General features: G+C 66.2%; 20 protein-coding genes. 8 read left to right on the top strand and 12 right to left on the bottom strand.

The features are described 5' to 3' along the window. Positions 1-4: 4 nt before the first annotated feature. The 3 genes from LDO54_RS31900 to LDO54_RS31890 all read left to right on the top strand — a co-directional run bounded on the left by LDO54_RS31900 (position 5) and on the right by LDO54_RS31890 (position 4,078). Entirely contained in the window at positions 5-1,819 is a 1,815-nt protein-coding gene (locus tag LDO54_RS31900) for a chloride channel protein (RefSeq protein WP_224015611.1), read from the top strand. A gap of 545 nt (positions 1,820-2,364) precedes the next feature. Further along, positions 2,365-2,940, top strand: coding sequence for an ANTAR domain-containing response regulator (locus LDO54_RS31895; RefSeq protein ID WP_224015609.1), 576 nt, complete (start codon positions 2,365-2,367; stop codon positions 2,938-2,940). A gap of 13 nt (positions 2,941-2,953) precedes the next feature. Further along, complete coding sequence (locus LDO54_RS31890) at positions 2,954-4,078, top strand: CmpA/NrtA family ABC transporter substrate-binding protein (RefSeq protein ID WP_224015607.1); 1,125 nt, start codon at positions 2,954-2,956, stop codon at positions 4,076-4,078. Positions 4,079-4,133: 55 nt separating this feature from the next. Here the strand turns inward: LDO54_RS31890 and LDO54_RS31885 are convergent, their stop codons facing one another. The 9 genes from LDO54_RS31885 to LDO54_RS31845 form a co-directional block, all read right to left on the bottom strand. Then, a complete protein-coding gene (locus tag LDO54_RS31885; protein ID WP_224015605.1) occupies positions 4,134-4,427 on the bottom strand; it encodes an antibiotic biosynthesis monooxygenase family protein in 294 nt (97 codons plus the stop codon). A 95-nt stretch (positions 4,428-4,522) separates the two neighbouring features. Continuing rightward, positions 4,523-5,635: an NAD(P)/FAD-dependent oxidoreductase gene (locus LDO54_RS31880; RefSeq protein ID WP_224015603.1), complete on the bottom strand. Its 1,113-nt coding sequence runs from the start codon at positions 5,633-5,635 to the stop codon at positions 4,523-4,525. A gap of 187 nt (positions 5,636-5,822) precedes the next feature. Next, positions 5,823-6,278 carry a Fur family transcriptional regulator gene (locus LDO54_RS31875; protein ID WP_224015601.1) on the bottom strand — a complete coding sequence of 152 codons (456 nt, stop codon included), beginning with the start codon at positions 6,276-6,278 and terminating at the stop codon, positions 5,823-5,825. Positions 6,279-6,312: 34 nt separating this feature from the next. Continuing rightward, positions 6,313-7,164, bottom strand: a complete 852-nt coding sequence (locus LDO54_RS31870; protein WP_224015599.1) for a siderophore-interacting protein — start codon at positions 7,162-7,164, stop codon at positions 6,313-6,315. Between the two features lie 851 nt (positions 7,165-8,015). After that, positions 8,016-8,843 carry a multidrug ABC transporter ATPase gene (locus LDO54_RS31865; RefSeq protein ID WP_224015597.1) on the bottom strand — a complete coding sequence of 276 codons (828 nt, stop codon included), beginning with the start codon at positions 8,841-8,843 and terminating at the stop codon, positions 8,016-8,018. A gap of 165 nt (positions 8,844-9,008) precedes the next feature. Then, positions 9,009-10,112, bottom strand: a complete 1,104-nt coding sequence (locus LDO54_RS31860; RefSeq protein WP_224015595.1) for a porin — start codon at positions 10,110-10,112, stop codon at positions 9,009-9,011. Between the two features lie 170 nt (positions 10,113-10,282). Continuing rightward, entirely contained in the window at positions 10,283-11,626 is a 1,344-nt protein-coding gene (locus LDO54_RS31855; RefSeq protein WP_224015593.1) for an aromatic acid/H+ symport family MFS transporter, read from the bottom strand. A gap of 111 nt (positions 11,627-11,737) precedes the next feature. Beyond that, positions 11,738-12,097 (bottom strand): protocatechuate 3,4-dioxygenase, encoded by a 360-nt coding sequence (locus LDO54_RS31850; protein ID WP_224015591.1) that lies wholly within the window; start codon positions 12,095-12,097, stop codon positions 11,738-11,740. Beyond that, entirely contained in the window at positions 12,094-12,963 is an 870-nt protein-coding gene (locus LDO54_RS31845) for a gallate dioxygenase (RefSeq protein WP_224015589.1), read from the bottom strand. Before LDO54_RS31845 ends, LDO54_RS31850 begins: the two co-directional genes overlap by 4 nt. A gap of 339 nt (positions 12,964-13,302) precedes the next feature. On the opposite strand from LDO54_RS31845, the gene LDO54_RS31840 reads away from it, so the two are divergent. Next, a complete protein-coding gene (locus LDO54_RS31840; RefSeq protein ID WP_224015587.1) occupies positions 13,303-14,004 on the top strand; it encodes a GntR family transcriptional regulator in 702 nt (233 codons plus the stop codon). Then, on the top strand, positions 14,001-15,269 hold the full coding sequence (locus LDO54_RS31835; RefSeq protein WP_224015585.1) for a LysR family transcriptional regulator: 1,269 nt from the start codon (positions 14,001-14,003) through the stop codon (positions 15,267-15,269). The genes LDO54_RS31840 and LDO54_RS31835 overlap by 4 nt, the downstream gene beginning before the upstream one ends. Positions 15,270-15,309: 40 nt before the next feature. Here the strand turns inward: LDO54_RS31835 and LDO54_RS31830 are convergent, their stop codons facing one another. Together LDO54_RS31830 and LDO54_RS31825 are read right to left on the bottom strand one after the other, a co-directional pair. Further along, a complete protein-coding gene (locus LDO54_RS31830; protein WP_224015583.1) occupies positions 15,310-16,191 on the bottom strand; it encodes an NAD(P)-dependent oxidoreductase in 882 nt (293 codons plus the stop codon). Positions 16,192-16,193: 2 nt separating this feature from the next. Next, complete coding sequence (locus tag LDO54_RS31825; protein WP_290371170.1) at positions 16,194-17,270, bottom strand: 4-oxalomesaconate tautomerase; 1,077 nt, start codon at positions 17,268-17,270, stop codon at positions 16,194-16,196. Between the two features lie 680 nt (positions 17,271-17,950). On the opposite strand from LDO54_RS31825, the gene LDO54_RS31820 reads away from it, so the two are divergent. Then, a complete protein-coding gene (locus tag LDO54_RS31820; RefSeq protein ID WP_224015579.1) occupies positions 17,951-20,194 on the top strand; it encodes a TonB-dependent receptor in 2,244 nt (747 codons plus the stop codon). 88 nt (positions 20,195-20,282) lie between these two features. Here the strand turns inward: LDO54_RS31820 and LDO54_RS31815 are convergent, their stop codons facing one another. Next, positions 20,283-20,951, bottom strand: a complete 669-nt coding sequence (locus tag LDO54_RS31815; protein ID WP_224015577.1) for an O-methyltransferase — start codon at positions 20,949-20,951, stop codon at positions 20,283-20,285. A 560-nt stretch (positions 20,952-21,511) separates the two neighbouring features. On the opposite strand from LDO54_RS31815, the gene LDO54_RS31810 reads away from it, so the two are divergent. After that, the gene (locus LDO54_RS31810) at positions 21,512-22,147 is read left to right on the top strand and encodes a TetR/AcrR family transcriptional regulator (protein ID WP_224015575.1); all 636 of its coding nucleotides are present in this window, start codon (positions 21,512-21,514) and stop codon (positions 22,145-22,147) included. Positions 22,148-22,997: 850 nt separating this feature from the next. Next, complete coding sequence (gene bcsB, locus LDO54_RS31805; RefSeq protein ID WP_436975739.1) at positions 22,998-25,448, top strand: cellulose biosynthesis cyclic di-GMP-binding regulatory protein BcsB; 2,451 nt, start codon at positions 22,998-23,000, stop codon at positions 25,446-25,448. The last annotated feature ends 2 nt before the right edge of the window (positions 25,449-25,450 follow it).

Genomic DNA, 25,450 nt, shown 5'->3' with positions numbered 1-25,450 from the left:
GACCATGCATTCCGACGACTCCCACAAGCGCGACTTTTCGACGAACGCGCGGCTGCCCGGCATCAGCGCGCTCGCCGCCGTGATCGGCGCGCTGGCCACGCTCGCGGCCTTCGTGCTGCTGAGCCTGATCCACGGGTTCACGAACCTGTTCTTCTTCGGCCAGCTTTCGTTCGCCGACCGCTCGCCCGCGCTCAACACGCTCGGCGCGTGGGTGATCGTCGTGCCGGTGGTGGGCGGGCTGATCGTCGGGATGATGGCGCGCTTCGGCTCGGAAAAGATTCGCGGCCACGGCATTCCCGAAGCCATCGAGGCGATCCTGTTCGGCAAGAGCCGCATGTCGCCGAAAGTGGCCGTGCTCAAGCCGCTGTCGTCGGGCATCGTGATCGGCAGCGGCGGCCCGTTCGGCGCGGAAGGCCCGATCATCATGACGGGCGGCGCGCTCGGCTCGCTCGTCGCGCAGTGCGTGCGCGTCACGTCCGCCGAACGCAAGACGCTGCTCGTAGCGGGCGCGGCGGCGGGCATGACGGCCGTGTTCGGCACGCCGGTCGCCGCCGTGCTGCTCGCGGTCGAACTGCTGCTGTTCGAATGGCGTCCGCGCAGCTTCCTGCCGGTCGCGCTCGCGTGCGCCGTGGCCGGCTTCACGCGCGCCGTGTTTTTCGGCACCGAACCTTTGTTCGCACTCCAGACGAGTCCGCCGCAGGCCGTCGCGCTGTTTTCGTGCGTGATCGCGGGCTTGCTGTCGGGCGCGCTCGCTTCGGGGCTGTCCGCCGCGCTCTACAAGGTCGAGGATCTGTTCGGCCGCCTGCCGCTGCACTGGTCGTGGTGGCCCGCGATCGGCGGCCTCGTCGTCGGGATCGGCGGCTTTATCGAGCCGCGCGCGCTCGGCGTGGGTTACGACGTGATCGGCGACCTGCTGCATCAGCATATCGTCGTGCAGGTGGCTGTGGCGCTGCTGGCCGTCAAGGCCGTGATGTGGGTGGTCGCCCTCGGCTCGGGCACCTCGGGCGGCGTGCTCGCGCCGCTGCTGATGCTCGGCGCGGGACTGGGCACGGTGCTCGGCCACGTGCTGCCCGGCAACGACCCGGCGCTGTGGCCGCTCGTGTGCATGGCCGCGACGCTGGGCGCCACGCTCGGCGCGCCGCTCACGGCCATCGTGTTCGCCTTCGGCCTCACGCACGACGCCAACGCGCTGCTGCCGCTGCTCGCGGCCACGCTGGTCGCGCACGGCTTCGCGACCGTGGTGATGAAGCGCTCGATCATGACGGAGAAGATCGCGCGGCGCGGGTATCACATCTATCGCGAGTACGGCGTCGATCCGCTCGAACGTCACTACGCCGACGAAGTGATGACGCGCGACGTCGACACGATCGACGCGAGCCTCAGCGTGCGCGAGGCGCTCGCGCAGTATTTCGGGCCGACGCAGAAGCGCCGCGCGTGGCCGGTGGTGCGTGACGGCGCGGTGCTCGGCGTCGTGGATCGCGCGACGCTCGAAGCGGTGCGCGCCAGCGAGGCGGGCGAGGCGCTCGATCAGCCACTCGATCAGCCGCTCGGCAAGCTGCTCGCGCAGCGGCGGCCCGATGTGGCGCTGCCCGAGGAAACCTGCCGCCAGATCGCGACGCGCCTGGCCGTGCATGGGCTCGAACGGATGGCCGTGGTGAGCGATCGCGAGTCGATGCGGCTTGTGGGCATCGTCTCGCGCAGCGATTTCGTGAAGCTCTCGCTTTCGCACTTCGAAGAGGAAACGAAGAAGGAACGCTTCCGGCGGATCGCGATCCGCAACGGGAAGCGGCGGTTTCCGCCGGTGCGGAAGGCGAGTTGAAGGTGAAGATGCGATTGACGCGTTAGACGTGTTAGACGTGTTAGACGCGCGATCGCACAGATGAAGTGAACGCGAAGAAGCGGCGCCGAAGTTGGGCGCCGCTTTTTTATTGCGGCTAAAGAAAGCGCACGGACGGACGCGAATGCTGCTCGCAAATGCCATCGGTGCTGCAACTTTCATCGATGCCATTGATGCCAGCGATACCGCGAATACCGCTGCCGCCCCACCACCGCTTTCGCTCGCCGACGCCGCCCCGGCTTGGCTGTTAGTTGCGATTGCACGCCGCACCCGATGCCACACCCTGCGCCACATCAGTGCAGCCACGGCGCAGACGCACTGCTGCGGTGCACAACCCCATGCACCGCGATGGCTCACGGGCCGCGTCGCACGCGTTACGCCCCCACCTTGTGCACCGCAGCGCAACTGGCACGCACCTTGCTGAAACAAAGGCGAATCCCCATGACGCGCGAAGCCGCCTCGAAGCGGCCAGCCAGACAAGAACCCACCAGCGTCGACCCCAACATGCCGACGACCCACGAAACACCATGCTGCGCGTCCTGCTCGTAACCGATACCGACAAGCCGATTGGCGATCTGCGCGACGCGCTCGCGCGGCTCGGCTACGACATGCTCGCCGAACCCGCGACGCCGCACGCGCTGCATCGCGTAGTCGAGCGCGAACGGCCCGACGTCATCATCATCGATACCGAATCGCCCTCGCGCGACACGCTCGAACAGCTCGCCGTGATGAACGCCACCGCGCCGCGCCCCGTGCTGATGTTCAGCAACGACGCGAACCAGCAGTTGATCCGCTCGGCCGTGAACGCGGGCGTGACCGCCTATCTCGTCGAAGGTCTCGCGGGCGAGCGCATCGCGCCGATCCTCGAAGTCGCGCTCGCGCGATTCGCGCAGGAAGCGCAGCTGCGCGAACGTCTCACGCAGGCCGAAAACGAACTGGCCGAACGCAAGCTGATCGACCGCGCGAAACGCATCCTGATGGAACAACAGAAGCTGACCGAGCCCGCCGCGTATGCGTCGCTGCGCAAGCGGGCGATGAACCAGAGCCTGAAGCTCGCCGAGGTCGCGCGCCAGATCGTGGCCGCCGCCGAGTCGCACGATTGAAGCGCCGAACGTCATGAACGAATCCACCCGCCCGGCCGCGCCGCCCGAAAAAACCCATCTGAAGATCGGCTTCGTGCCGCTCGCCGACGCCGCGCCCGTCGTCGCCGCCAAGCTGCTCGAATTCGGCCACGCGCACGGGCTCACGCTCGAACTGTCGCGCCAGCCCTCGTGGGCCGCGCTGCGCGACAAGCTGCTCGCCGGCGAACTCGACGCCGCCCACTCGCTCTACGGCCTCGTCTACGGTGTGCAGCTCGGCATCGGCGGCCCGCAGACCGACATGGCCGCGCTGATGGTGCTCAACCGCAACGGCCAGGCGATCTCGCTGTCGAACCGTCTCGCCGACGCGCTCGCCGAACACGGCACGCTGCCGCGCGCGCTCGCCACGCTCGGCCGCAAGCCGGTGTTCGCGCAGACCTTCCCGACCGGCACGCATGCGATGTGGCTGTATTACTGGCTCGCGTCGCAAGGCGTGCATCCGCTCCAGGACATCGAGAGCGTGGTGATTCCGCCGCCGCAAATGGTGGCGGCGCTCGCGGAGGAACGCCTCGACGGTTTCTGCGCGGGCGAGCCGTGGCCTTCGCTCGCGCAACGGCGCGGGATGGGACGCACGGTGATCGGCAGCGGTGAGATCTGGCCCGACCATCCCGAGAAAGTGCTGGCGTGCCGGCGCGATTTCGTCACGCGTTATCCGAACACGGCGCGCGCGCTCGTCAGCACGATGCTCGAAGCCTGCCGATGGCTCGACGGCGCGGGACATCGCAAGGAAATCGCGCAATGGCTCGCGCGGCCCGAGATGCTGGGCGTGGATGCGGCGCTGATCGCGGAACGGCTCGAAGGCGAAGGTCTGCCGGAGTCGGTGCGCATGAAGTTCTTCGCCGACGGCACAGTGAACATTCCTTTGGAATCCGAAGGAATGTGGTTCTTCACACAATTCGAACGCTGGGGCATGATGGCGCGGCGCGACGATTACCGTCAGCTTGCGGGCGCGATCAATCAGACGGTGTTGTATCGGGAAGCGGCGGCCGCGATTGGCGTAGCGGTGCCGGAAAACTTCGACGCGCCGGTTTTCGTCGATGGACGCCAGTGGAATAGCGCCGATCCGGCGGGCTATGTAGACGGCTTCGACATCAAGGCCTGATGAAACATTGCAAGCGCGGCGAGCTTGACGCCGGCCGCGCGCGCACGCTCAGGCCTTACTTCACGACCACTTCCGTGTGGCCCACGACCGGCGGCTTTTCGAAGAACGGGCCAACCAGACGGCGCCATTCCTGGAAGTCGGCGGACTCGCGAAAGTGGACCATGTGGTCCTCGATGGTGTCCCACTGCACGACCAGCACATACTGGTTCGGTTCTTCCACGCCGCGCTGAAGCTCGACCGCACGGCAGCCACGCGCGCGATGAAAGAGCGGCAGCGCCTGCGCCACGCCTGCTTCGAATTCGGCGTTCTTGCCCGCCTGCACCGTGATGTGCGCCATTTCGTAGACCACGTTTCGCTCCTTACTGTTCTCTTGCTGTTATGAGGGCGCGCGCGCCGCGCATTCGCGCCTGAAGCCCGCTCGCGGCTCACACGCCCGACACGTTATCACGCCCGCGCGCCGAGCCGCACGATCACTTCGTCGGCGATGGCGAGCGAGGCGGTCAGTCCCGGCGACTCGATGCCGTACAGATTGACGAGCCCGCGCACGCCATGCACGTCCGCGCCCTGAATCACGAAATCGCCGCCGTGCGCCCCATCCGCGAGCTTCGGCCGGATGCCCGCATAACCGGGCTGCAGCGCGCCATCGGCGAGCGCGGGCCAGTAGGTGCGGATCGCCGCGTAGAAACTCGCCGAGCGGCGCGGATCGACGGTGTAATCGATGCTGTCGATCCATTCGACGTCCGGGCCGAAACGCGCCTGATGACCGAGGTCGATGGTCAGATGCACGCCGAGTCCGCCCTCTTCGGGAATCGGATAGATGAGCCGCGAAAACGGCGCCGCGCCCGCCAGCGAATAGTAATTGCCCTTTGCATAGCGGCCCGCCGGAATCGATGCGGGCGGCACGCCGTCAATCGCGGACGCGACCTGTTGCGCGTACAGCCCCGCGCAATTGATCACGCGTTTCGCGAGCAATTCCATCGGCTCGTCGCCGCCCACTTTCAGCAGGATCGGTTCGCCCGCCTTCGCCACGCCGCCCGCGAGCGGCGAGCAGAACGCGAGCATGCCGCCCGCAGCCTCGAAGTCGCCTTGCAGCGCGAGCATTAGCGCGTGGCTGTCGACGATGCCCGTCGACGGCGATTCGAGCGCCGCCACGCAGTTGAGTGCCGGTTCCTTCGCGAGCGCTTCGTCGCGTTCGAGCCAGCGCAGATCGTCCACGCCGTTGGCGGCCGCCGCCGCGCGGATCGCGCGCAAGGCGTCGAGTTGTCCCTCGTGCGTGGCGACGATGAACTTGCCGCAGCGCTCGAACGGCACGCCTTTTTCCTCGCAATACGCGTAGAGCTGCTGCTTGCCCCGCACGCAGAGCCGTGCCTTCAGCGAGCCTTGCGGATAATAAATGCCCGCGTGAATCACCTCGCTGTTGCGCGAGCTGGTGCCGGTGCCGATGGCGTTTTCCGCCTCGACGAGGATGGTCTCCCAGCCCTGCTGCGCGCACGCGCGCGCGACCGCGAGGCCGACCACGCCCGCACCGATCACGACGCAATCGACCGTGTCAGTCATCGAACTTCCTTTCTCGTTACGCGAGTTGTCCCCGATGCCGGTATTGTGCCGCGTTCGCGCGCGGCACGTGCTTCGGGACGCCACGTAAGCCGTTTTCACCGACGTGTCACGCGTGCGCGCAACGGCCCGGCTATCGGTGGAATACGGTCGAAGGAAGAGAGGATGAGCGCGCCGCAACGCGATGGCGTCAAACGGCCTGCACGTAGACGTTAAGCTGCAGATCGACGATACGGTAGCCCTCTTGCGCCACAAGTTCGTCGAGCCGCGCGAGCAGCATCGGATCGCTAAGCTCGACGATCTCGCCGCCGTTCACATCGACGATATGAAAATGGCGGCCCGTATTCGCCAGTTCGAAGCGCGCCTTGCCGTTGCCGATCTGCACGCGCTTGATGATGCCGTGCGATTCGAGGTCCGCCAGCACGCGATACACGGTGGCGATGCCGATGGCGTTGCCGCTGCGCTGAAACTCCAGATATAGCTCGGCGGCGGTGACGTGCGCACGATTGTCCGCGCGAAACGCACGCAGGATTTCCATGCGCGGCAGCGTGGGTTTGAGGCCCGCGCTGCGCAACTGCTGTTCGAGCGTGCTCGCGTGCGTACTCGTATGCGTATGCGTGTTCGTATGCGTGCGGGTGTCTTTCATGCGTGGCGGGTTCTCCATCGGCGTGGGTGGTCGCTCAATCATCGAGCGTTTCGTGCACGCCGGTCGCGCCGCGCTTCCAGTAGCTCGATGCGCGAATGCGCGACTTGTGGATCGCGCGATCTTCCGCGAGATGCTGGCGCACCGCGCGCATGACCGCCGATTCGCCCGCCGCCCACACATAGCCCTGGCCTTGCGGCAGACGCGTCGCGCGCACGGCGTCGAGCAGCGCGTTCGCGCCGTGCTCGCTCGCATAGCACCAGTGCTCCTGCACGTCCGCGCGCGTGTCGAATGCCATGCGCGCCTGCGCGTCGCGGCCTTCGATCGTCACCACGACCTGCACGCCCGCGGGCAGTTCTTCGAGACGGCGCGCGATGGCGGGCAGCGCGCTTTCGTCGCCGATCAGCCAGTACCAGTCGAAGCCGTCGGGAATCACGAACGACCCGCGCGGACCGCCCACGGCCAGATACTGGCCCGGCTGCGCCTGGGCGGCCCATTCGGTGGCCGGGCCCGCTTCGTGAATCACGAAGTCGATCGCGAGTTCGCGCGCCTGCGTATCGAAACGGCGCGGCGTGTAATCGCGCATCGTCGGGCGCGGCTCGCCCGGCGCGGGCGGCGTGCCGGGACCGCCTTCGGACAGCACCGGACGATCTGCGCCGGGCTCGGGAAAGAACACCTTCACGTGATCGTCGAAACCGGCCGAGACGAAGTCGTGCAGATCGTCGCCCGTGAGCGTGACGCGCTTCAGATGCGGCGTGAGCATGTCGACGCGCGCCACCTGCAGCAGACGGCGCTTGAGCTCATGGCGCACGCGTTCGGGCGTGCGTTCGGCGGGGATGCTGTTGACGTTGTTGCTGTCGTTGCCGCTCGGATTGTTGTGATCGGTCATCGGAGTTTCTCCGGTTGGGCGGCGCGGCGCGCTCGTGGCGCCGCGCACGCGGGTTTCTGTTCGGTGTGCCGGGTGAACGCTTGCTGCGCGTCGAACTCGCGCGCCCGCGATGGCCCACTGAGGTCCGCTAAAGGCGCATAAACAGCGCCCGCTTCCGCGCGCGGCGCGCTTCGCTCAGTGCTGGCGTCCGGCCGGATTCGGCGGCGGCGTTGCGGCTGCCTCGCGCGCCTTCGTTCGCGTTCTCGCCTTCATCCGCGCTCGCGCTCGCCTGCGCGGTTTCTTCGAGGTCTCCGCGCGCCGATACGCCTTTTCCGCGGCGACATGTATCGTAAGATATATATCTTACGATAATCAGTCAAGCGCTATCGTGAGGGTCGAATCGCGCCGATGCGGCGCCGCCCGGCTAAAAATCGGCGTAAAAAGCCCGCGCAAACCGCGAAAAGCGCGCGAGCACAAGGCGGCGCGGGGCGACGGTCTGGCCGTGCGCCCGCGTTCAATTGGGGATGGGGGATGCGCTAGTTGTAGCCGGGAATGGCGACGCGGCCGGTCCCTGCGCCATCGGCCGCGAGGAGATCGCGACCTTGACCGCGACGCTTGCGCGATGCGTCGCGGATACGGGCGTCGCGCCGGCGTGCGCGCCAGCATCGACATGAACCCCATGATTCATGAGAACGCTTCGATGCGGGGGAAAGACCCGTCTATCGGCAGGGACTTAGCGCGCGATTCGATCAGGATGCCGAACAATATTCGGGTGATGAGCGCGCACATCCGGTGCGACGATGCGAAAACGGGAAGCGCTCAAGCGGCGCTTCCCGTTTTTTATTCCAGCGTGATATCCATGCGCAATCGCGTCAGCGGGGCATATTCTTCCACTTTCCCTCGTGCGGATACCAGAAGGTGCGGAACATATCGATCCCATACGACTTGCCGTCGTATTTGAATATCCGCCGCACCGTTCGCGTTCCCAGGTCCGCGTCCTTTGCGTCCGTCATTCGACTTCGCGCGATGTGCGCCGTGAGCGCCAGATCGGCAAATCCGTGGCTCGCGGTTTTCTCGATGGCGACGGTCATATGCGCCGACTCGCTGCGCGAGCCTTCCATGCCGCTGCCGCACGAATCCTCGTCGATGCTGATCCAGCCGTCGAGGTTCGTGCCGAACACCGGACGCAAATCGCTTCCCTCGCGCACCCACAGCGTCAATTCATTCTCCGTAACGGCGTAGGGGCAACTGGGTCCGCGCGCGGCGCTGTCGAACACGGTGCCGAACGCACGCACGTCGGGCGCGAGCTGATAGCGCGCGGTATCGACGTGGAAATAGCCCACTTGCGTGGCCGCATCCTCCTCGATCACCGAACGATGGGCCGCCACAACTTTATCGCCCTCAACCAGCGCGACGACCTGGTCGAGTTTCCCGTCGTCGCTGTTCTTCCCGACATGATGTGTGTCGAAGGCGACAATCGCGATCGTCGTGCCGGGCGCATCCGGCATGGCCTTGCAGGCGGTCGCGGCAATCAGGCCATTGTCCTCGCGCCACGACGCGAGCTTGCCCGTGATGCCCGCCCATTGCGCGAGCGCCGCGACGGTCGGCCCGCTGCATGGCTGTTCGTCGTCGGCATACGCCGGAGCACTCGACACCATAGCGGCGGCGATCGGCACGGCGGCCCACATTAGCTTGCGCATGAATCCAGATCCTCTTTGCAGATGGCGATGGCGGGCAAGTCAGGGTCCGCCCGCGACGCGCGACTCTAGCACAGGCCCACCCGCCGCCACTCGTCACACGCCCATGAAAAAAGCCGCGCCTCCTTTCGGAAGACGCGGCCTTCAAGCGTGGCTGGATCGCTACGTTTAGAACTTCGTATGCAGACCCACGCGCGCGACAGCCTGGGTCTGGCCGCTCGATGCGCCGTCCGAGCTGTTCATGCCGTTGATCTGCGCGAAGCCGCCCGAGCTGGCGCGCTGATACACGCCGAGCACGTAGACGCTCGTGCGCTTCGAGAGCGCATAGTCGACGATCGCGGCGACCTGATGCGCGTGGTTGTTGTCCACGACATCGTTGCCCTTCATGTACATATACGCCGCGCCCGCGCTCAGTGCCGGCGTGAAGTAGTAGTGCGCGCCGACCGAGCCTTCGTAGACCGAGCCGCCGTTGTACGAGTTGTGGACCGTCGTGAACAGCGCGTTCGTGATCCAGTTGCCGAAGCGGTAGTGGCCGCCGACACCCCAGTTGCGCACGCTCACATCGCCTTCGCCCGACACCACGTACTTGAGGTTCGTGTACGCGGCATTCACGCCCCAGTTCTTCTGCGCGTAGTTCAGCGCGAAGCTCTGGCCGTTGCCCGTGCCGATCGAACCCGCCACGTTGCCGAAGCTGTACATCGCGCCCGCGCTGAAGCCGTTGAAGACCGGCGACGTGTACTTGACCGAGTTGTTGACCGTTTCGCCCGCCATGCGGTCCCAGTCGAACGCGCCGGTTGCGTTGTTCGGCAGCGCGAGCTTCGTGAACGGACCCGCGCGGAAGTCGTAGAAGTGGCCCGAGAGTTCGGCCGGATCGTCGCCCGAGAAGTAGAGCGCGTCCGTCATGAAGTCGTACTGGTTACCGAGCGAGAGCTTGCCGAAGCGCTCGTCGCTCAGACCCACGATCGACGTGCGGCTGAACAGGCTCTTGTTCGGCATGAAGCTGCCGTTGTCCACCTGGAACTGGTTGGTCAGCTGGAAGAACGCTTTCAGGCCGCCGCCCAGGTCCTCGGTGCCTTGCAGGCCCCAGAGGTTCGGGCCGTTCACGCCGTCGTCCATCTTGAGGTTGTGATGGCCGCCCTGGTTGCTCACGTAGGTGATACCGGTGTCCATCATGCCGTACAGCGTGACGCTGCTCTGTGCGAGCGCCGATCCGGCGCACGCCAGCCCCGCCAGCGCGATCACGATTTTTTTGTACTGCTTATTGTTTGCCATTCTCCAAGCCTCCTGATTGAACGTCGTGTGTTGTTCAGCGTTTGTCGATGTTGTATCCGCCAGCCGCCCCGTTTTGATGGCCGGTCGGTGGGTGCGGCCTTGCGGCCGCAATCTTTCTAATGTGTGCGAGAAGCGACGTCTTTGTTGTTATGTGCGGCGATGAGCAGTGCTCAGGCGTCCGCGACCGGCGCGCTGATGAAGCGCAGCGCGAGCCGGTTGAGCAGGATCGCAACGGCCGCGATCAGTGCGGGCACGGCGAGCACCGAGAACACCGCGGCGAAGCTGAAGCCGAGCGAGAGCAGCACGCCGCCCACGAACGAGCCCAGAATGCCGCCGAGCCGCCCGAAGCCCAGCATCCAGCTCACGCCGGTGGCGCGGGCGCGGGTCGGGTAGCACGACGGTGCGAGCGCGTTCAGACCGGTCTGCGCACCGCTCATGAAAAAGCCCGCGCAGGTAACGAGCAGCGTGAGCATGCTCGATTGCAGGCTGCCCATGCCGAGCGCGAAGATGAACACGCCGCCCAGCAGATAAGCCGCGCCGATCACCACGTTGCGGTCCATGCGGTCCATCGCGAAGCCGACGACGATCGCGCCCACCGTGCCGCCGAGCTGGAACATGCCGGTGATCGCCGCCGCGCGCTCGACGGGCAGGCCCGCGTCCTTGATCAGCGTGGGCAGCCAGCCGGTCAGCAGATAGATGATCAGGAGTCCCATGAAGTAGGTGACCCACAGCATCAGCGTGCTCATGGCGTAGCCGTCCGAGAACAGCATGCGCACGGGCGCCTTGGCGATCACGGCCGGTTCAGGCGAGGTGAAGCGCGTGCCTTGTGCGAAGCGATGGCCGCAGACGCGCGAGAGCGTGGCCGCGATGCGTTCGGCAGAGAAGCGGCGCACGAGCAGGAAGCGCGCCGATTCGGGCAGCAGCAGCATCAGCACGGGCACGAACAGGATCGGCAGCACGCCGCCGAACACGAACACGCCGCGCCAGCCGAAGTGCGGCATCAGCGCGGCCGCGATGAAGCCGCCGCCGCCCGAGCCGAAGTTGAAGCCGGTGAACATGATGGTGAGCAGCAGCGAGCGGCTTTTCGACGGCACGTACTCGGAGAGCAGCGTGGTCGAGTTGGGCATCGCGGCGCCGAGGCCGAGACCCGTGAGAAAGCGCAGCGCGACGAGTTCAGTCGGCGTCTGGGCGAATGCGCAAAGCAGGCTGAAGAGGCCGAAGCAGCCGACCGAGCCGATCAGCACTTTCTTGCGGCCGATGCGGTCGGCGAACGGGCCTGCCACCAGCGCGCCGATTGCGAGGCCCACCATCGCGGCGCTCATCACCGGTCCGAAGGCGGCGCGCGAGATGCCCCACTCTTTCATGACCACGGGCGCGACGAAGCCCATCACGGCCGTATCGAGGCCGTCGAGCGTCACGATCAGGAAGCAGAGCGCGAGTACGAGCCATTGCCAGCCCGACATGCGCCGTCCGTCGATGAAGCCCTTGATATCCACTGCGTCGGCAGAATTCATGCGTGTCTCCGAGATAAACATTCCCCCGCTCGCGCACTTCGTCGGTACGTGAGTTGTGCTGCGAAGCAGATTCAGCGGCGCGCCGTGGGGGCGGCGCGCGCCGTGCGGAGATCAGACGGCGTCCGGCACCTGGCGCGTTTTCAGGAACGCTTCGAGCGTTTCGCCGCGCATGCATGCGTACATGCCCAGGTTCGTGATCTTCACCACGCGCGCGAACTTCTCCAGCACGAAGAAGCACACGCCGTATTGCACGAGTCCGAGCCAGTCGGTGTTGTCGACGAGCGTGCGTTCCTGTTCCGTGAGCGCCGCCGCGTCATACGCGGCCTGACGGTCGTTCAGCCACAGTTCGCGCGCGGCGGGCGTGCGCATCATCCAGAAGAAGCGGTTCAGGCGCATCGCCTTCATGCTCTGGCGAATGTCGAACGGGTAGGTGCCCGTCAGTTCCTCGATGCCGATCAGTTGCGGATTCATTGCGCGGCTCCGCTTTTGTCTTCGCTGGTTTCCACGTTCTCGTAGATCGTCACGGCCATCGCCGTGCTGGTCGCCAGATAGTAGTTGCGATGCACCTCGCGGATCGTCGGCGCAAGCGCGCCGCGCATCGCGAGCCACATGATCGTCTCGACGCTTTCCGCGCCGCCGAGCCGCACGTAATCAACGTGCTTCATGCGCGCGAGCCGCTCGGGATCGTTGACGATCAGGTCGAGAAACTCCATGTCCCACTCGGTGTTGTTGAAGCCGCTGCGCTCGCCGTGCACCTGATGCGAGAGGCCGCCCGTGCCGACCACCACCACGTCGAGATCCTGATCGAACGATTCGATTGCGCGGCGCAGCGCCTGGCCGAGCCGGTAGCAGCGGTTCGCCGTCGGCAGCGGATACTGCAGCACGTTGACTTCGAACGGCACCAGCGCCGTGGGCCAGCCGCCCGCGTGCGGCAGCATCAGCGAGAGCGGCGAATTGCAGCCGTGATCGAGCGGCTTGTCCTGGAACACCGTGAGGTCGAACTCGTCGTTGACCAGCTGCTCGGCGATATGGATCGCGAGATCGGGATGCCCGGCGATATCGGGCAGCGGACGCTTGCCCGCGCCTTCGTCGGCGAATTCGTGCTGCGCCGACACGCCCAGCGCGAAGGTCGGATAGCTGTCGAAGAAGAAGCTGTTGGCGTGATCGTTATAGAACATCACCAGCGCGTCGGGCTTGCGCTGCGCAAGCCATTCGGCCACGGGTTCGTACCCCTTGAAGAGTGGCGCCCAGGCAGGCTCGTTCTGCTTGCCCTTGTCGTACGCCAAGCCGATCGTCGGCACGTGCGAAGTCCCGATGCCGCCCACAATCCTTGCCATGCTGTTGTTCCTCGATTACCGCAGTTCACGCTCTCGCCTTCGCGGGAGCCCATCAATTGGGATACGAAATTACAGAACGCGGGTTCCGGCGGTAAGTCAGGGTTATCCACTATTTTGATGTCATTACGCATGAAAAAAGGGGGTTTCTGCGTTTTCGGTCGGGCGACGCCACGCCGAAACCCGCGCGCCATAACGCTTTTTGGTATCCTGAACCGACCTCGGGATACCGTGCCCGAGCGCCACGGCGCAAGCCCGCCATAAACGAAACAGATACCAAAAGAACAAACTCGCAAGGCCGCGCCCCATGCCGGGGCGCCCGGCCTCGCGCAAGATAGCGACATGAACGAGACAACCCAGCAAACCATCGTGCAGGCGCTGCGCACGCGCATTCTGTCCGGCGAACTCGCGCCAGGGCAGCGGCTCGTCGAGGCGCAGCTCGCCGAACGGCTCGGCATTTCCCGCACGCCGCTGCGCTACGCGCTGAGCGTGCTCGCCACCGAAGGCCTCGTCGAGCGCTCGGGCGCGCGCGGCTATACGGTGCGCCGTTTCAGCGTGGCCGACGTGCTCAACGCCATCGACGTGCGCGGCGTGCTCGAAGGACTCGCCGCGCGCCGCGTGGCCGAACGCGGCGTCGATCCGGCGCTCGCGCGCGCCTTGCAGGACTGCCTGCACGAAGGCGACGAGATCATCCGCCCCGGCGCGCTCGACAACACGACCGAAACCCGTTACGCCGAGATGAACGGCCGCTTTCACGCGCTGATCGTGGCCGCCGCCGAGAGTCACGCGATCAGCGCCGCGCTCGGCCTGAACGAGAAAATTCCGTTCGTCTCGCCCTGCACGGTGGTCTTCGACGACGCCGCACGCCAGCAGCAATACATGATGCTCGCCTACGCGCACCGCCAGCATCACGCCATCGTCGGCGCCTTGCTGAACGGCGAGGGCGCGCGCGTGGAAGCGCTCATGAAGGAGCACACGCATATCTCGAAGGAGAGCCTCAATCTCTCGGTCGAACATCTGCATCTGATCGCGGGGGCCGCATGAACGCGCCCGAATTGCTCAATCTCGCGCATCTGCGCGCGTTCCGCCTGGTCGCCGACACCGGCAGCGCCACACGCGCGGCCGCCGCGCTCTATCGCGCGCAATCGGCGGTCACGCGCTCGGTGCAGGAGCTCGAAACCGCGCTCGGCGAACCGCTGTTCGAGCGCAAGCCCTCGGGCATGCTGCCCACGGCCGTCGGGCGCGTCGTGCTCGACCGCTGCGCGCGGATCTTCGGCGAACTCGAAGAACTCGCGCACTGGTGCGCCGCGCGGCAGACGCGCCGCCGCGCGCTCGGCGAAGGCACGCTGCCCGCCTATCTGCTCAACACGCGGCGCCTGCAATTGTTCGTCGCGCTCGCGCGCCACCGGCACATGCCGAGCACGGCCAGCGCGTTCGGCATCAGCCAGCCCGCCGTGAGCAGCGCGATGCGCGTGCTCGAAAGCGGCTCGGGCGTCACGCTGTTTCACCGCAGCCCGCGCGGCGTGCAGCTCACGGCCGAAGGCGAAACCTTCCTGCTGCACGTGCGCCGCGCGCTCAACGAACTGCGCCACGTGCCCGACGACATCGCCGCCTTGCACGGCAGCATTCAGGGTTCGGTCACGGTGGGCGCGCTGCCGCTCGGGCGCACGCTGATCCTGCCCGCCGCGATCGCGCGCATGAGCGCCCAGCATCCGGGCGTGCGCGTGGTCACCGACGAAAGCGCGTACGAGTTGCTGGTGGCGGGCCTGCGCGCGGGCGACGTCGATTTCGTGCTCGGCGCGCTGCGCGAGAACGACGCCGCGAGCGGCCTCACGAACGAGCGCCTGATGGCCGAGGACATGGTCGTGCTCGCGCGGCACGGCCATCCGCTCGCGCAGCAGAGTGCGCTGAACGTCAGCGATCTGCGCAACGCGCAATGGATTCTGTCGCGCGTGCATTCGCCCGCGCGCGGGCTGTTCGAGGCGCAGTTCAAGCGCCTCAAACTGAAGCCGCCGATGCCGACTGTCGAGACCGCCGACCTCGCCGTGATTCGCGGCCTGTTGATGGGCACGGACATGATCGCCGCGCTTTCGGCGCAGCAGTTGCACTATGAAATCGAGTCGGGGCAGCTTGTGGTGCTCGACGTGCCGCTGCACAACACACGGCGCGAGATCGGCCTGACCTTGCGGGCGCAGAGCGCGCCCTCGCCGGCCGCGCGCGCGCTGATCGACGCGATCCGTCTGGCGGTCGCCGACGCTGCGCCGGCCGTGCGGGTGATCGAAGGGAGAATGGCGGGTCAGGCGCGTTAGCGCCTGCGCGAAAACGACAGCGACGAGCGACAGCGGCGAACTACAGTCGATCGAACAAGGCGCGCCAGTCGAACGGCGCGTCGAGATCCTCATAGGCGATGCCGCGCGCCTGCATGGCGTCGACGAAACCGTCCTGCAAGCGCGCACACGCCTCGCTCATGAACGGCTCCACGCCCGCGTCGCGCAGCGTTTGCGCGACTTCGCGCATCTCGCCCGCGCGACGGCGGCCATGCTCGACCACGCGGCTGACGAGATAACCCGCGAGATCGCTATCGCGCTGCATCTTCGAAAATGTTTCGGATAGCGAAGCAAGCACCACGGCTTCCGCGTCGTAGCTGCGCGCCGCGCGCAGACATTCGACGGTCAGCGCTTCGATGCCCTTGATCATGACGCTGCGGCACATCTTCGCCGCCGAGGCCACGCCGATGCGCTCCGCCACCGCCTCGGTCCTGAAGCCGCTCGCGTTCAGCCGTGCGCTCACCTCGCGCGCGAGCGCGCCGCCAAGCAGCATCGGCACCGCGAGACCGTAGGGCGGCACCGGCGCCATCACCGCGGCTTCGACGTAATGCGCGCCGCGCGCTTCGATGCACGCCTGCGCGTGCTGCTTCGTCTGCGGCGAGACCGAATTGATGTCGAGCACGATCTGGCCCAGCGCGAGATGCGCCGCGAGCGCCTGCGCGACCTCGACATCGGCCTGCGCTGTCACCGCTGATATCACGAGTTGCGCGCCGTCGATGGCCTCGCCGAGCGTGGCCGCAGCACGCACGTGCGCCGCCTGCGCCTTCTCGCGCAAGGCGTCGAGCCGCAGGTCGTACATCGAGACGCTCGCGCCGCGCGCGGCCAGCGCCGCGCCGAGCAAACCGCCCGCCTCGCCGAAACCGACGAAAGCGATGCGTTCGAAAGCGGCCGGCGTCTCGCTCATGGTCAGGCGCTCCAGACCGAGGACGGCACGCCCACCACGCCGTCGAACAGCCAGCGCGCCGTGCGCAGCAGCGCCGCGCCCGTCACGTCGGTCGCGCCGTTCTCGTGCGCGAGCGTCAGTTCGACCGTGAATTCGCCGGTCGGATGTTCGACCGCGAGGCGCTTCACGTCGCTCGCGTCGCCGAGTTCGGCGATGCCGTCGCAGACCGTGCCCGGCAGCACCGCCGCCGTCGCCACGCTCACTGCGCCGAGCACGCCGATCGACGCGTGGCAGCGATGCGGAATGAAGCTGCGCGTGCTGATCGCGCCACCCGCGCGCGGCGGCGCGATCAGGCACATCTTCGGCACCGTGCGCGCGCTGACGTCGCCGAGATTCATGCGCGGACCCACGGCGAGGCGGATCGCTTCGACGCGCGCCTTGAGCGCTTCGTCGGCGTCGAGTTCGTCGCGCGTTTCGTAGCCGGTGCGGTCGAGATCGCGCGCGCGGATCAGCACGAGCGGCATGCCGTTGTCGATGCAGGTGACTTCCACGCCTTCGACCGTGTCCGTGAGATTGCCCGTGGGCAGCAGCGCGCCGCAGGTCGAACCGGCCGTGTCGCGGAACGCGAGCGGAATCGCGGCCGCCGTGCCGGGCACGCCGTCGATGCGCGCGTCGCCGTCGTACTGCACCTCGCGCCCGGGCGTCTGCACGCTCGCCACGGCGATCTGCCCCGTGTTCAACATATGGATGGCGACGGCCGTGGTGCCGTCGCGCGCATCGACGAGTCCGCGCTCGATCGCGAACGGGCCCACGCCCGCGAGAATATTGCCGCAGTTCTGGCCGTAGTCGACGCGCGCTTCGTCCACCACGACCTGGGCGAACAGATAGTCGACGTCGGCGTCGGCGCGCGTGGAGGGCGAGACGATCGCCACCTTGCTCGTGAGCGGATCGGCGCCGCCGATGCCGTCGATCTGGCGCGGATCGGGCGAGCCCATCACGGCGAGCAGCACGCGGTCGCGCGCGGCCGGATCGGCGGGCAGATCGGAGGCGAGAAAGTACGCGCCCTTCGAGGTGCCGCCGCGCATCTGCATGCAGCGGATGCGCGTCTGGCCGACGCCCTTCGCGGCCTGCGTCCCGTGTTCCGTCCCGTATGCCGTCCCGCTTGCCGTGCCCTGTTGCTGACTGCCTGCTGCGCTCGTTGCCACCGCCCCTCCTTGTCTCGTCGATGTCGTCTGCCGCCGCGCGATGCGCGGCGCGCTTCGTCCCATTTTAGGGAGCGCGGGCGCGCGCGCACTAACGAAACTGGCGGCGAATGCCATCGAATCTGTTTATGGGTCATGTTCGCGGCGGCAAGTGCGAGCTAACGCGGATGCCGCCGTTAGCGCGCATTCCGTGTCGGCGCGCGGTGTCGAACGCGCCCGAAATCGCCATTTTTGACCGGCGCAGCGAAAGCCAGACAAGCGGATCGTGGCCGCCCACCCCATACCCAGCGCGCGCCGCCGATTCGGCCCTTAAACGTTTCCAGACATTTTGTTGCGCCTGCAACTACTGAAATCGGTTGTCAGTGTTGTGTAAACGCTGAATAAGCGGGTTGACAGTGTAATTTCAAATAACAATCGTTCTCATTCACATATACAATCCGCATACTTTTTGACGGCCATGCGTCCGGGCTCCCGCGCGGCGGCGTGCGCACGTCAAACCAAAGCACCGCACCGGATGCCGGCTCTCTCGACCGGCGTCACGGCGCGGCAATAACGAATACACCGTTTCGAACTTTCTTATGTCCGTACCCCGTTTGGCTTCGCCTCGCCTCGTTGCGCCCTCCCGTCCTTCCAGCCGTCACGCCATCCTCGCCGCCATCGCCGTGGCCTTCGCCCTGCCCGCCGCCGCCTTCGCGCAGACGAGCGGCAGCGCCGACGCCAGCGATGCAACCGGCACCGCCAGCGCCGCCAGCGCCGGCAGCAAGAGCAACGCCACGCTGCCCACCGTCAAAGTGCAGGCCGCGAAAGAAGCGCTGCCCGGCGACCTCGCGCCCACCTACGGCGGCGGTCAGGTCGCGCGCGGCGGCAACTTCGGCATGCTCGGCCAGCAGAAGAACATCGACGTGCCGTTCAGCATGACGACGTACACGGCCAAGGCGATCCAGGACAAGCAGGCGCGCACCGTCGCCGACGTGCTCTCGAACGATCCGGCCGTGCGCACCGCCTACGGCTACGGCAACTTCCAGGAGGTCTACGTCATCCGTGGCTTCCAGCTCGACAGCGACGACGTCTCGCTCAACGGCCTCTACGGCATCACGCCGCGCCAGATGGTGGAAACGCCCGCCATCGAGCGCGTGGACGTGTTCAAGGGCGCGAGCGCGTTCCTGAACGGCGCGTCGCCGAACGGCAGCTCGATCGGCGGCAGCGTGAACCTGCAACTCAAGCGCGCCGACGACAAGCCGATCACCGAAGTCACGCTCGACGGCAGCGCCTCGGGCGAGTTCGGCGCGCGCGTCGACGTCGGCCGCCGCTTCGGCGATCAGGACCAGTTCGGCATTCGCGTGAACCAGTCGGGCCGCGACGGCGAAACGAGCATCGACGGCGAGCATCGCCGCAACAGCCAGACGGCCGTCGCGCTCGACTATCGCGGCGACAAGCTGCGTCTCGAAGGCGACCTGCTGTATCAGCGCCAGCACGTGTCGGACGGCCGTCCGGTCGTCTACGTGGCGGGCTCGGAAGTCCCGGCCGTGCCGTCGGCAACGCACAACTACGGTCAGACGTGGGCCTTCAGCTCGACCGAGGACACGGTCGGCATCCTGCGCGCCGAGTACGACTTCCAGCCGGGCTGGACCGCCTACGTCGCGGGCGGCCTGCGTCACACCGACGAGTACGGCCAGTACGCGTCGCCGCACTACACGGACCCGAGCACCACCACCGCCTCGCGCATGTACGTGCCGCGCAAGGAAGACGCGGCATCGGCGGAAGCGGGCGTGCGCGGCCACTTCAACACCGGTCCGGTGAGCCACTTCGTGACGGCCGGCGCGTCGATCGTGAGCGTGCACACGGAGTCGGCGTGGAATATGTCGGGCAGCTTCAACACCGATCTCTACAACACGCCGCAAGTGGCGTCGCCGCCCTCGAAGTACTACTCGCAGGGTCTCGACGGCAATCCGCCGCTCACGGCGACGAGCCTGATGCGCAGCATCGCGGCGTCGGACACGCTCGGCTTCTTCCACGACCGCGTGCTGTTCACGGTCGGCGTGCGTCATCAGGAAATCGTCTCGAACGCGTATTCGTCGTCGACGCTGCTGCAGACCGAGGCCTATAACGACTCGATCACCACGCCGCTGTTCGGCATCGTGTTCAAGCCGACCCAGAACTTCTCGATCTACGCGAACCGCAGCGAGTCGCTGTCGGCGGGCGAACAGGCGCCGTCCACGGCGATCAACAACGGCGCGCTGCTCGCGCCGGAGCGCACCAAGCAATACGAAGTGGGCGCGAAGTACGACTCGGGCAAGTTCGGCGCGCAACTGGCGCTCTATCAGCTTGAGAAGCCGCAGAGCTACACCAACTCGTCGGGCTATTTCGTCGCCGACGGCAACGAGCGTCATCGCGGCGTCGAAGCCTCGGTGTTCGGCGAGGTCTACAAGGGCGTGCGCCTGATGGCGGGCGCCACCTACATCAACGCGGTGCAGCTCGACACGGGCAGCAACGACGGCAATCGTCCGGTCGGCGTGCCGAGCTTCATGTTCAACCTGGGCGCGGAATACGATCTGCCGTGGGTGCAGGGTCTGACGTTCTCGGCGCGCTACACGCACACGGGGCCGCAGTATCTGAACGCCGCGAACACGCTGTCGATCAAGGCGTGGGACACCGTCGATCTGGGCGCGCGCTACAAGACCAGCGTGTTCGGCCGTCCGACCACGTTCCGCGCCGACGTCTACAACCTGACGAACAAGGCGTACTGGAGCTCGGCCACCGGCGGCTATCTGACGATGGGCGCGCCGCGCACCGTCCTGTTCTCGATGACGACGGACTTCTAGGACTCAGGTCGGGCGTTCTTCGCCTGAGCATGAAAAACGCCGGTGCTGCGTGCGCAGCCCGGCGTTTTTTTATGGCGCGACGGTTTCGTTACGCGCCGACGATCGTGATCGCGAATCCGTCCCAGCCCTTGCTGCCGACCGTTTGCACCGCCGTGGTGTCGAGCCGTTCGTCCGCAGCCGCTTTCTCGAAGTAGCGGCGCAGGCCCGCGACGTCGGCTTCGTGATCGGCGTCGTCGGCGATGCGGCCGCTGCGCACCACGTTGTCGGCAACGATCACCGTGCCCGGACGTGACAGCTTCAGCACGCGGTCGAGATAATTCGCGTTGTTGCTCTTGTCCGCGTCGATGAAAACGAAATCGAACGGCGGCGTGGGTTCCGCCAGCATCGCGTCGAGCGAATCGAGCGCGAGGCCCGTGACGATCGTCACGCGTTCGGCGAGACCCGCATGCGCGATGTTCTCGCGCGCGACCGCCGCGTTTTCCGGGCTGTATTCGAGCGACACGAGCTGGCCGTCGGGCGGCAGCGCGCGCGCGAGCCAGATCGCGCTATAGCCGCCGAGCGTGCCGATTTCGAGGATGCGTTTCGCGCCCTGGATACGCGCGAGCAGATGCAGGAACTTGCCCTGATTCGGCGCGACGTTGATGGACCGCAGCCCGGCTTTCGCGCTCGCGGCCAAGGCGTTGTCGAGGGCGTCGTCGGCGCCGATCAGGCGTTCGGTGAACCAGTCGTCGACGGCGTGCCAAGTCTGCTCGTTCATTGCTGCGCTCCTCGGATCGGATGAACGCGGCAAGCTTAGCGCAGTCGTTGCGAGGCACGCAGTTTCGCGAGCGGCGCGATCTCGTCGGCGGGGCTCGCGCGACGCGCGGTTATCCCGGTAATTTTTCCATGCTCGCGTTCTATCTGAATGCTTTACAGATTGCGCGCGAATCCGAGCCGCAATAATTGCCGATTCGTTGCCGATTTTTTGCCGCTTTTTTCCGGTTCGTTGCCGAATTCCGTTTTGATTCGCTGCGTTTTATCGCTAATCGACATTCGATTGGCACTCGATTGAACACTCGCGCATGGCGTCATTCGCCGTCTGTGAATTCACGTCGTGCGCGCATTGCGCCTTACATTATCTTTCATAAAGAATTGCAAGACGTTTTCATCCGTCCAATGCGGCATCTTTGATAGTATTCACGCGTTCACTCTCCGCTGCCCTGTCACGCTGGCGCGCTGCGCATCGTCGTGGTGCATAGGCGTCGTTCGCTGCGCAGTACGAAGCGTGCGGAGAACCTCGTTCCATCATCAAGGTGCCCTTTGGATACGGATACCACTATGCCCGCCGAAGCTCCCCCCGTTGCACGCGGCAGGGGAAGGCCGGTAACGATCACGCGCGAGGCGCGCCGCGAGCAGATCCTCAAGGCGGCCGAGGGCCTGTTCAAGCAGTCGGGCTATGCCGCGACCAGCATGGCCGATATCGCGCGCGTCTGCGAGACCTCGAAGCGCACGATCTACGAACTCTTTCCCACCAAGGAAGAATTGTTTCGCGCGCTGGTCGCCGACGCGGAATCGTTCCCCGACGTGGAACACGAGATCGACGACACGCTCTCGCCTCAAGCCGTGCTCGAAGCCACACTCGCCGAAATGGCCCATTACGTGCTCAACGAACGGCACGTGACCGTGACCCGTCTCGTGATCGCGGAATCGAACGCCTTTCCCGAGATTCGCCGTCACTACTACGATCAGGGCATTCACCGCAGCAAGCAGTTGCTGGAGTCGCGGCTCACGCTGCTGATCGAACGCGGACGCATCGCGTCGGTGAACGTCGACCGCATGGCCGACATGCTGTTCGGCGCGGTGATCGGCACGCATCTGATCGCGGCCATCAGCTATCGGCAGGCGCCGGATATGAACGACGTCGCCGCGCGCGCGCGCGAATCCATCGCGGGGCTGATCAAGCCGATCGATTGACGGCGGCCAGCGCAAAGTCGAACGCCAAGGTTCTCGCGAACCTTGGCGTTTTTTATTGCGGTGCGAATGGGCGGCATTCGGCGGGAATCCGGTTGGCGCTGAAATCGGTGTGACTCAAACGCGTTTCGGCTTTCCTTGTTCACCGATCAGGATCGCTAATTAATCAAAACAGAAACGCAATTTTCAAACTCGTTTCGTTGGTCGCGCGAATGCGGCACGCGGCACTGATCGAACGCATCGATGCGGCGCGCGACCCAATCGCGTTCGACGGACTCGCGGCATGAATCGAACCATGAATCAAACTGCGCGCCGCGAGTTCGCGCACGCTGCGGCATAGCGCATCAGGCAAGCACCTCGGCGAGATAGCGGCGCATGGCCGCGCACGCGCGCCAATCGCGGATGACTTGCTTCGTTACAGGCAATCGTTTGCGGCAGGTTGACCCGCTCAGCATCGCTGCCGCGACGCATCCACATCAGGCTGACGCGCAATCGTTTGGCACGCCGCGTGCTACAGCGGCTTCGTGCTGCGGTGCACCGTATCGACATAAGTCGCCAGGCGCCACGACACCCGGGAAATATCGACAACGTTTTAAATCGCATTGGCCAATGTTCGTTGCGCAAAAACGACTCTTTTACCCGCCATGACGTTCTTTAACAATTCAAGTTGAATAAACGGTGCTCAATCCCATGTCGCTACTGAGCATAGTCAGATAAACTCCGACGAATCTCAGAATAAAGCGTTGGCGCTGATCCCGGATAAGGCGGGTATTGCGAGACCGCCAACATCACTAGACGGCTGGCTGAGCAAATTGGGGGCAGCCGTCGCGAATAAGACAAAGGGCCGTTTGCGATGCGAGTTTCCGTTCATGTCCGCCTGGGCGCGTTGATTGCCGGGCTGTTGGTGGGATCGAGTTTGCTCGCAGCCGACAAGCCGGCGGCCGTGGCGCCTGCGAGCAAAGGCGCAACCTCAAGCGCAGCGTCGGTTGCGTCCGCAAGTACGGCATCAGGCACGGCAAATGCTCAGCCCCTCGCCGCCGCTTCCGCTGCGAGCGCAACGAACGCCGCCGCATCGCAAAGCGCCGGTCCCGCCGTGATCCAGACCGCGCCCGGCACGCTCGCGATGCCGAACGACAACGCCAATCCGGCACCGCTCGGCCCGCCGCGCACGCACGAGTTTTCGCTGCGCGACATGGGCGTCTACGGACCGATGGAATTGCGCGGCCTCGATCCGACCGGCTACATGAACGTCGACGTGCGCACCGACGAAGTCGTGACGAGCGCGAAGCTGCGTCTCATGTATACGTACTCGCCGTCGCTGATTTATCCGCTGTCGCATCTGAAAGTCTTCGTCAACGGCGAAGTGGTCGCGACGATTCCGCTCGTCAAGGAAACCGCCGGTCAGCTCGTGACGAGCGAGATCAATCTCGATCCGCGCCTGTTCACCGACTACAACCGCATCAGCGTGCAGATGATCGCGCACTACACGCTCGATCATTGCGAAGACCCGTATCACACCACGCTGTGGACCGACGTCGCGCCGCAGACCACGCTCACGCTGAACACGGCGGGCATCACGCTGCCGAACAGCCTCGGGCTGCTGCCGGTGCCGTTCTTCGACCGCCACGACAACCGCCTGCTGCGCGTGCCGTTCGTGCTCGCCGCCAACGCGGGCGTGCCGACGCTGCGCGCGGCCGGCGTGGTGTCGTCGTGGCTCGGCGCGCTCGCGAGCTATCGCGGCGCGCGCTTCCCGGTCACGCGCACGGCGCCCGCCGACGCCAACGCCGTCGTGCTCGCACTGCCTGGCCAGATGCCCGAAGGTCTGTCGCTGCCCGAGATCAAGGGGCCGACGATCAGCGTGATGACCAACCCGGCCGCCGATCCGCAGTCGGGCCGCAAGCTGCTGGTGCTCGCGGGCCGCACGCCCGAGGAACTGGAGAAGGCCGCCGACGCGCTGGTGCTCGGCCAGGCCGGCATGGCGGGCAGCAGCGTGATCGTGCAGTCGGTCGATCTCGGTCCGGCGCGCAAGCCCTACGACGCGCCGAACTGGGTGCCCACCGACCGCCCCGTGCTGATGCGCGAGCTTGTGAGCGATCCTCAGCAGTTGCAGGTGTCGGGCTACAACCCGCCCGCGATCCGCGTGAACATGCGCGTGCCCGCCGACCTCTACGCGTGGGCGCGCACCAACGTGCCGCTCGACATCCGCTATCGCTACACGGCGCCGTCGACGTGGAACGATTCGATCCTCAACGTCAGCATCAACGACCAGCTCGTGCGCTCGCAGCGCCTGAAGCCCGTCACGCGCGCCTCGGACGAGACGCGCATCAGCGTGCCGCTGCTTTCGGGCACCGACGCGCGCGCGGCCAGCAACATCGAAATCCCGGCCTTCCGCGTGGGCTCGAACAACCAGTTCCAGTTCCAGTTCCATATCGATTCGCAGAAGACCGGCCTGTGCACCTCGACGGCCGTCGATGTCGCGCGCGCCGCCATCGACCCCGATTCGGTGATCGACTTCAGCGGCTTCGCGCACTACACGGCGCTGCCGAACCTCGCCTTCTTCGCCAATAGCGGCTATCCGTTCACGCGCATGGCCGACCTCGCGCAGACGGCCATCGTGATTCCCGACGCGCCCAACGCGCAGGACCAGGAAGCCGTGCTGACGATGCTCGGCCACATGGGCCAGTGGACCGGCCTGCCCGCGCTGCGCGCGACGCTCGTGCCCGCCAGCCAGATCGACAGCGTGAGCGGCGACGACCTGCTCGTGATCGGCTCGGGTTCGGCCGCCGATCTGCTCGTGAAGTGGGGCAAGGATCTGCCGCTGCTGATCGAGCGCGGCAAGACCGAAGTGACGACGCGCGACCAGAAAAGCGGCTGGCCGGGCTGGCTCGGCGGCACCGAGGACGACGACGAGCCGAAGCCCGCGGGCCGCTCGATCGTCTCGCTCGGCGGACCGATGGCGGCGCTGATCGGCTTCGAGTCGCCGCTCGCCTCGGGACGCAGCGTGGTGGCGATCTCGAGCACCTCGTCGGCGCAGCTCGGCGACGTGCTCGACGCGCTCGAAGACAGCGGCAAGGTCGCGCAGATGCACGGCGACCTGAGCGTCGTGCGTCAGAAGGAAGTGGAAGGGCTGCGCGTGGGCGAACGGTATTTCGTCGGCGATCTGCCCTGGTATGCGCGCGCGTGGGTGCATATCTCGCACTATCCGTCGCTGATGGCGGTGGCCGGGATTCTCGCGGGCCTGATCGTCGCGCTCACGGTGTTCTGGGCGCTCGGACGCATGGCCGCCCGCCGCACCGGAGACTAAAC

The organism is Paraburkholderia tropica (genome assembly GCF_914484835.1).
Lineage (GTDB): Bacteria > Pseudomonadota > Gammaproteobacteria > Burkholderiales > Burkholderiaceae > Paraburkholderia > Paraburkholderia tropica_A.
This window is presented reverse-complemented; position numbering and strand designations above follow the sequence as displayed.

Excerpts from the sequence above, each read along its gene's own strand:
- LDO54_RS31900 (WP_224015611.1), top strand. The coding sequence starts at position 5 with ATGCATTCCGACGACTCCCACAAGCGCGACTTTTCGACGAACGCGCGG.
- LDO54_RS31895 (WP_224015609.1), top strand. The coding sequence starts at position 2,365 with ATGCTGCGCGTCCTGCTCGTAACCGATACCGACAAGCCGATTGGCGAT.
- LDO54_RS31890 (WP_224015607.1), top strand. The coding sequence starts at position 2,954 with ATGAACGAATCCACCCGCCCGGCCGCGCCGCCCGAAAAAACCCATCTG.
- LDO54_RS31880 (WP_224015603.1), bottom strand. The coding sequence starts at position 5,635 with ATGACTGACACGGTCGATTGCGTCGTGATCGGTGCGGGCGTGGTCGGC.
- LDO54_RS31875 (WP_224015601.1), bottom strand. The coding sequence starts at position 6,278 with ATGAAAGACACCCGCACGCATACGAACACGCATACGCATACGAGTACG.
- LDO54_RS31870 (WP_224015599.1), bottom strand. The coding sequence starts at position 7,164 with ATGACCGATCACAACAATCCGAGCGGCAACGACAGCAACAACGTCAAC.
- LDO54_RS31865 (WP_224015597.1), bottom strand. The coding sequence starts at position 8,843 with ATGCGCAAGCTAATGTGGGCCGCCGTGCCGATCGCCGCCGCTATGGTG.
- LDO54_RS31860 (WP_224015595.1), bottom strand. The coding sequence starts at position 10,112 with ATGGCAAACAATAAGCAGTACAAAAAAATCGTGATCGCGCTGGCGGGG.
- LDO54_RS31855 (WP_224015593.1), bottom strand. The coding sequence starts at position 11,626 with ATGAATTCTGCCGACGCAGTGGATATCAAGGGCTTCATCGACGGACGG.
- LDO54_RS31850 (WP_224015591.1), bottom strand. The coding sequence starts at position 12,097 with ATGAATCCGCAACTGATCGGCATCGAGGAACTGACGGGCACCTACCCG.
- LDO54_RS31845 (WP_224015589.1), bottom strand. The coding sequence starts at position 12,963 with ATGGCAAGGATTGTGGGCGGCATCGGGACTTCGCACGTGCCGACGATC.
- LDO54_RS31840 (WP_224015587.1), top strand. The coding sequence starts at position 13,303 with ATGAACGAGACAACCCAGCAAACCATCGTGCAGGCGCTGCGCACGCGC.
- LDO54_RS31835 (WP_224015585.1), top strand. The coding sequence starts at position 14,001 with ATGAACGCGCCCGAATTGCTCAATCTCGCGCATCTGCGCGCGTTCCGC.
- LDO54_RS31830 (WP_224015583.1), bottom strand. The coding sequence starts at position 16,191 with ATGAGCGAGACGCCGGCCGCTTTCGAACGCATCGCTTTCGTCGGTTTC.
- LDO54_RS31820 (WP_224015579.1), top strand. The coding sequence starts at position 17,951 with ATGTCCGTACCCCGTTTGGCTTCGCCTCGCCTCGTTGCGCCCTCCCGT.
- LDO54_RS31815 (WP_224015577.1), bottom strand. The coding sequence starts at position 20,951 with ATGAACGAGCAGACTTGGCACGCCGTCGACGACTGGTTCACCGAACGC.
- LDO54_RS31810 (WP_224015575.1), top strand. The coding sequence starts at position 21,512 with ATGCCCGCCGAAGCTCCCCCCGTTGCACGCGGCAGGGGAAGGCCGGTA.
- bcsB (WP_436975739.1), top strand. The coding sequence starts at position 22,998 with ATGCGAGTTTCCGTTCATGTCCGCCTGGGCGCGTTGATTGCCGGGCTG.